Genomic DNA, 5999 nt, shown 5'->3' with positions numbered 1-5999 from the left:
TAGTGAGGTTTTCCGTGGGTTCTGTCATCAAGAAGCGCCGCAAGCGCATGGCGAAGAAGAAGCACCGCAAGCTGCTTCGCAAGACCCGCCACCAGCGCCGCAACAAGAAGTAAGCGGCATCCGCACCTAGCGCCTGTCTCCGGACGGGCGCTTCGTGTATGCCCCCGCAGGATCGAAAGGCCGTCATGAAGTCCATCACCGTCCAGCAGCTGCGCGAGCGCACCGAGACCCCGCTGATCGACGTGCGCGAGGTCGACGAGTTCGCCGCGGGCCACGTGCCCGGCGCCGTCAACATCCCGATGTCGGTCATCGGCGGACGCCTCGATGAGCTCCCCGACGGCGCGTTCGACGTGATCTGCGCGGTCGGCGGACGCTCGGGCCGCGTCGTCGAGGCCCTGGAAGCGCGGGGCTACGACGTGACGAACGTCGACGGCGGCACGCACGAGTGGATCGCGGCCGGCTTCCCGGTCGAGGCCTGAGCGCGGACGCCCGGCACGGCATGACCACGCTGACGCTCATCGGCAAGCCCGATTGCCACCTGTGCGACGTGGCCCGCGAGGTCGTCGAGACCGTCGTCGCCGACCTGCCCGAAGACGCGGTGGACGTCGAGGAGCTGTCGATCGCCGACGACCCCGCCCTCTACGCCGTGTGGTGGGAGAAGATCCCCGTGGTGCTCATCGACGGCGAGCTCTACGGACACTGGCGCGTGTCGCCCGACCGCCTGCGCGCCGCTCTGGTCGCCGCGCGCTGACGGCCGCCGGTGGGCGGGCCGCCGCGCCTCACGTGCCGACGTCGTTGCGCATCGCCGTGCGCCGCAGCGACGCGAGGACGAGCAGCATGCCCACGAGGCCGAGGATCGACCCCAGGAACGGGAACAGCGCGATCTCCGACGTGAGCTGGGGGCCGCCCTCCGACACGAGCAGGATGACGGCGGCGATCACGAGCGCCACGCCGATGAGTGCGGTCGTCAGCTGGCTCACGAGCGATCGCACCCAGCCGCGCTCCTTCGGGTCGCGGAACATGCGCAGGTTCACCCCGAACGTCCCGTTCTCCAGCGACGCGCCGATCGTCTCGAGGCGGCGGGGGAGCCGTCGAAGCTGCTCCCCGGCGACCTGCAGCTGCACCTGCGCATCGGCGAGCACCCCGCGCGGGTCCGCCGCGATGCGCAGGAAGTGCGGCGTGCGCGCGAGCGCGCGTTCGACCATCTCGTAGTCGGGGTCGAGGTGGCGCAGCGTCCCCTCGAGCGACCCGAGCGTGCGGAACACCAGCGCGAGCTCGGCCGGGAGGGCCAGCCGGTGACGGCGGAGCACGTCGATCACCTCGCGGAAGATGGTGGCGTCGCCGCGGCCGTTGTGCACGCGCGTGAGGATGACGCCGATCTCGTGCTGCAGGCCGCTGCGGTCGAGACGGGAGCCGTCGGCGGGCTCCTCGACGATCATGAGCAGCAGGTCGGTGAGGGCGATGTCGTCCTCGGCGCCCATCGCCGACATCATGGCGATGAGCACACGGCGCATGCTGCGCTCGAGCACGCCGATCGAGCCGAAGTCGATGAGGGTGATCTCGCGGTCGGGGCCGAGGATGAGGTTCCCCGGGTGCAGATCCGCGTGGAACACGCCGCGCAGCGCCACCTGTTCGAAGATCGCGTCGACGAGCGTGTCGGCGATGTCGCGTGCGGACGGCGGAGGCGTCACCGTGGTGACCGCGACGCTGCCGGCCACGGGACCCGTGTCGAAATGACGCTCTGTCGTCTCTTCGCGCGGAGGTGCGTCCTGCATCTCGGCGGGCAGGGCGCCGTGCAGGTCTGAGAACGGCACGCCCACCACGCGCTCCTGCACCATCATCTGCTTGGTGCACAGGGCGGGGTACACCTTCGGGACGTGCAGGTTGCGGACCGTCGAACGCTCCATGGTGTCGCGCAGCAGCTCGGTGTTGTCGAGCTCGATGCGGTAGTCGAGCTCTTCGGTGAGCGCCCGGACGAATTCGTCCACGAGCGCGCGCACCCCGTATGCGCGTGCCCAGTCGCTGCGTCGCTCGGCGTCGGCGGCGAGGCGCTGCAGGATGTCGGTGTCGACCTGCACCGACGCGCGCGCGTCGGGGCGCTGGACCTTGATCACCACGTCCGGCTCGACGCCGCCGGGCTCGGTGGCGTGCAGACGCGCGGCGTGGACCTGGGCGAGGGATGCCGCAGCCAGCGGCGTCTCGTCGATCCACGCGAAGCTCGCCTCGATCGGGCCGGGCAGCTCGGCCTCGATCGCCTTCGTGATCGCGTCCCACGGGAGCGGGGTGGTGTTCATCTGCAGCGAGGCGAACGCGTCCGTGAACTCTCCCGGCAGCAGGTCGTCGCGGGTCGAGAGCACCTGGCCGATCTTCACGAAGGTCGGGCCGGCCTCGTTCAGCACGGATACCAGCGCTGCCGGGACGTCCTCTCCGTTGCCGCTGCGGTGGCTGCCGTACAGGCTCAGCCCGTGCGTCGACGCGATGCGAAGGACCTCCGCGTAGCGACGCATCCGGGCGCGGCGCCGCAGCATCCTGGATCGCGCGGATCGGGTGCCAGCCGCGGCCCGACGGCCAGAACAGCTCGGTGACCATGATGACGGCCACGGCGATCGCGAACTGCCAGCCCAGCGCCACCGCGACGATCGCGATGCCCAGGCCGCTGGAGACCCGGAAGCCGTCGTCCGAGATGACGCCGCCGGACTCCAGCGCGACGCGCACCAGGGGGACGGTGAGCGCGTACACGATGGCCACGAGCACGAGCGCGCGGATCCAGCTGATGGTGGCGCCCAGCACATGCTGCGCGACCCACGCCGCCCCGAAGGCGAACACGACCCCGATGAGCACCGTCACGAACGCTTCCAGCATCGACACACCCCCGCCTGTCAGTGGAGACCGAATATACCGAGGGGCGCGATTCAGGCCGTGAGCCGTGCGCGCAGGGCATCGAGCTCGGCGGCCGTGAGGCCGCCAGACCGCAGGTACGCAGCCGACCCGCCCTGTGCATCCACCCAGGCGAGCGCCTGCTCGATGGCGGCGGGCGGCGTCGCGGTGACGAGCGCGTCGAGCTCGGGCGTGAGCGGCAGCCCCATCGCCGTGATCATGCCGCGCATGCGGTCCGCCCACGGGCCTTCGAGGTTCGCGGCCGAGACGGCGTAGTCGGCGACCACGGCCGACCGGTCGGCGCCGACCGCGTCGAGGACGAGGGCGACCGAGACGCCGGTGCGGTCCTTGCCCGCCGTGCAGTGCACGAGCACCGCGGTGGGGGACTCGTCCGTGGACCGCGCCACGAGGCGTGCGAGCTCGGCGAAGGATGCCGCGCCGTGCTCGAGCATCGAGACGTACAGGTCGCCGAGGCCCGGCAGCTCGGCCAGTGCCGCCGCGATCGCCTGCTGGGCGGCATCCGGATCCGACGCCTGCAGGGCCGCCTGCGCGAAGCCGGTCATCGCGCCCTCGAGGAGCGGAAGCGCCACCACCTCGAACGTCCGGCCTTCGGGCAGCACGTCGGGCGCCATGCCGCGCTCGAGGTCCGTGCGGAAGTCGGCGATGACTCCGATGTCGGATGCCGCCAGCTGCTCCAGGCCCAGCGGCGTCAGCGTGGTCAGCGCCTCGGAGCGGTAGAGCACGCCGGGGCGCGTCGTCCCGCCCGTCGTGAGCGGTGTGCCGCCCGTGTCTCGGAAGTTCTGCAGGCCGTCGATCGTGGTCACCGGTCCACCCTATGGGCGGTGCGTGGACGAACCGCGGCGCCCGTCCGTGTCAGCCGGCGCGGCGCAGCAGCAGCACCCCGTCGTCGAGATGCGCTGCGGTCCCGTCGGGCGCGGTGGCCTCGCGCCGGCGGACCTCCGCGAGCTCGACCACCCACTCGTCGGGGTCGAGATCGAGCAGCACGAGCTCCTCGTCGGGGCTGCGCATCACGGGGGCGTGCGCGGGAACCTCCCGGGCCCACGGTGGCGGTGCCGCATGCGACACGACCAGCAGCCGGCCGCCGGCGGCCACCCGCGAGGCCGCGTCACGCAGCATGCCGATGCGTGGGAAGTCCGGCTCCCACGAGTGCAGGAAGCTCGCCAGGACGAGATCGAATTCGCCGGGGACGGATGCCGCACCGTCGCCCGTCCGGAAGTCCACGTCGACCCCGCGCGACGCCGCCAGCGCTGTCGCACGGCGCACCGCCGTCTCGGAGACGTCCACGCCGGTCGCCCGCCAGCCGTGCCCGGCGAGCCAGACGGCGTCGCCGCCTTCGCCCGAGCCGACGTCGCGGGCGGTGCCGGGCTCGAGCCCGGCGACCACGGCCGCCATCGTGGCGTTGACGCGATCCGACCAGAAGCGCTCCTCCGCAGCGTAGCGGTCCTCCCAGGCGGCGTTGCGCGCCGCCGCGCGCTCGGTGACGGCACGGTCGAAGTCCTCGGACGCGAGCATCGCGTTGACGCCCGCCCCTGCCATCGAGCCCGCGCCCATCGACAGCGGCACGTTGCCGAACGGCGCGATGACGTTGCCGGCCGCGAAGACCCGGGGGTGGCTCGTCGCCCCCCGCGGATCGGCCACGAGGGGCGCACCCGGGGCATCCGCGCGGGCGAGCACCAGGCCCGCCGCGAATCCGATGTCGAGCACGGGCTCGCCCGCGGTGAAGAGCGCGTCGACGACATGCTCCGCGCCGTCCTGCGTCGTGACCGCCAGGACGCCGTCGCGACCCGTCGCCGCGCGCACCGATGCGGACACGATGCGGACGCCGCGCGCCGCGAGGCGGACGGCCGACGCTTCGTCGAGCGGCGCGGTGGTGAACGCGGTCACGTCGTCCGAGAGCTGGCGGACGAGTTCGATCTGATGCAGGCTCGCCGCCGAGGTGGCGAGCACCGCGAGGCGCCGGCCGGCCGCCTCCCAGCCGTGGCAGTACGGGCAGTGGTGGACGGTGCGGCCCCATTCCTCGCGCAGGCCCGGCACATCGGGAAGCTCGTCGCGGATCCCGGTGGCGATGACGACGGCGCGGGCGGTGTCGGTGGCGCCGTCATCGCGGGTCACGATGAGGCGGTCGCCGTGGTCGACGACGTCGGCGACGCTGCCCGTCACGAACTCCACGCCGTACGCGCCCGCCTCCGCCCGGCCCGTCGCGAGCAGATCCGCCGGCGGCGTCCCGTCCTGGCCGAGCACGCCGTGCATGTGCCCGGCGAACCGGTTGCGCGGCATCCCGCCGTCGATCACGAGCGTGCGCCGCCGTGATCGTCCCAGCATCTGGGCGGCACTGAGCCCCGCCACTCCGCCGCCGATGATGACGGCATCCCACTCGTTGTGCATGACACGAGCCTCGCGGCCCCGCGCCGGCTTGGCAAACCAGTTTGCAGAAATGGCAAGATGGAGACATGGATGCACTGCTGGATCAGCTGGGACCGCGGCTGCGGGCCGCGCGCAAGGACCGCGGCTGGACGCTCGACGACCTCGCGCAGCGCGCCGGGATGTCGCCCAGCACGCTGTCGCGCCTGGAGGCGGGCAAGAGGCAGGCGTCGCTCGAACTGCTGCTGCCGCTCACACGCCAGCTCGGCATCCGCATCGACGACCTCCTCCCGGAGGCGCCCGCCGATCCTCGAGTCCACCGCCCCGTCCAGCGCCGGGAGGGCATGGTGATCGCTCCGCTGACCCTCGACCATTCGCCCGTGCAGACCTACAAGGTGACCTTCCCCGCCGCGGCGCAGGCGCCCGAGCCCCGCGTGCACGACGGCTACGAATGGCTCTATGTGCTCAGCGGCCGGCTGCGTCTCGCACTCGACGACCACGAGCACATCATCGAGCGGGGCGAGGCCGCCGAGTTCGACACCCGCCTGCCGCACAGCCTGAGCGCGACAGCCGAGGGGCCGGCCGAGGTGCTGAGCATCTTCAGCGCCTCGGGGGAGCGGATGCACACCCACGGGGTGTGAGCGTCCCCGGTGCTTGGTCTCACGGCATTGGCGTTGGGGGAGCCGCGGTGGGTGCCGGTGGAGCAGCCGGGGCGACGAGAGTGGGTCGGTCGCGATGCC

At 72.4% G+C, this 5999-nt stretch carries 7 protein-coding genes; 4 read left to right on the top strand and 3 right to left on the bottom strand.

All coding sequences use genetic code 11. The features are described 5' to 3' along the window. Nucleotides 1–14 precede the first annotated feature (14 nt). From ACTHNQ_RS13425 to ACTHNQ_RS13415, 3 genes are all read left to right on the top strand, one after another. Nucleotides 15–113 carry a 30S ribosomal protein bS22 gene (locus tag ACTHNQ_RS13425; protein ID WP_003792170.1) on the top strand — a complete coding sequence of 33 codons (99 nt, stop codon included), beginning with the start codon at nt 15–17 and terminating at the stop codon, nt 111–113. 72 nt (nt 114–185) lie between these two features. Further along, a complete protein-coding gene (locus ACTHNQ_RS13420; protein ID WP_440334112.1) occupies nt 186–479 on the top strand; it encodes a rhodanese-like domain-containing protein in 294 nt (97 codons plus the stop codon). A gap of 20 nt (nt 480–499) precedes the next feature. Continuing rightward, nucleotides 500–751 carry a glutaredoxin family protein gene (locus tag ACTHNQ_RS13415; RefSeq protein ID WP_440334110.1) on the top strand — a complete coding sequence of 84 codons (252 nt, stop codon included), beginning with the start codon at nt 500–502 and terminating at the stop codon, nt 749–751. 28 nt (nt 752–779) lie between these two features. Here the strand turns inward: ACTHNQ_RS13415 and ACTHNQ_RS13410 are convergent, their stop codons facing one another. From ACTHNQ_RS13410 to ACTHNQ_RS13400, 3 genes are all read right to left on the bottom strand, one after another. Beyond that, complete coding sequence (locus tag ACTHNQ_RS13410) at nt 780–2507, bottom strand: ABC1 kinase family protein (protein ID WP_440334108.1); 1728 nt, start codon at nt 2505–2507, stop codon at nt 780–782. 405 nt (nt 2508–2912) lie between these two features. Further along, nucleotides 2913–3701 (bottom strand): tyrosine-protein phosphatase, encoded by a 789-nt coding sequence (locus ACTHNQ_RS13405; protein WP_440334106.1) that lies wholly within the window; start codon nt 3699–3701, stop codon nt 2913–2915. Nucleotides 3702–3750: 49 nt separating this feature from the next. Then, nucleotides 3751–5283, bottom strand: a complete 1533-nt coding sequence (locus ACTHNQ_RS13400; protein WP_440334104.1) for an FAD-dependent oxidoreductase — start codon at nt 5281–5283, stop codon at nt 3751–3753. 65 nt (nt 5284–5348) lie between these two features. Here ACTHNQ_RS13400 and ACTHNQ_RS13395 point away from each other — a divergent pair, with 65 nt between their 5' ends. Continuing rightward, nucleotides 5349–5900 (top strand): helix-turn-helix domain-containing protein, encoded by a 552-nt coding sequence (locus ACTHNQ_RS13395; protein ID WP_440334102.1) that lies wholly within the window; start codon nt 5349–5351, stop codon nt 5898–5900. Nucleotides 5901–5999: the final 99 nt, after the last annotated feature.

It is taken from the genome of Microbacterium sp. (assembly GCF_051953575.1).
Taxonomy (GTDB): Bacteria; Actinomycetota; Actinomycetes; order Actinomycetales; family Microbacteriaceae; genus Microbacterium.
The sequence above is the reverse complement of the archived record's forward strand: the minus strand, read 5'-3'. Positions and strand labels throughout refer to the sequence as shown.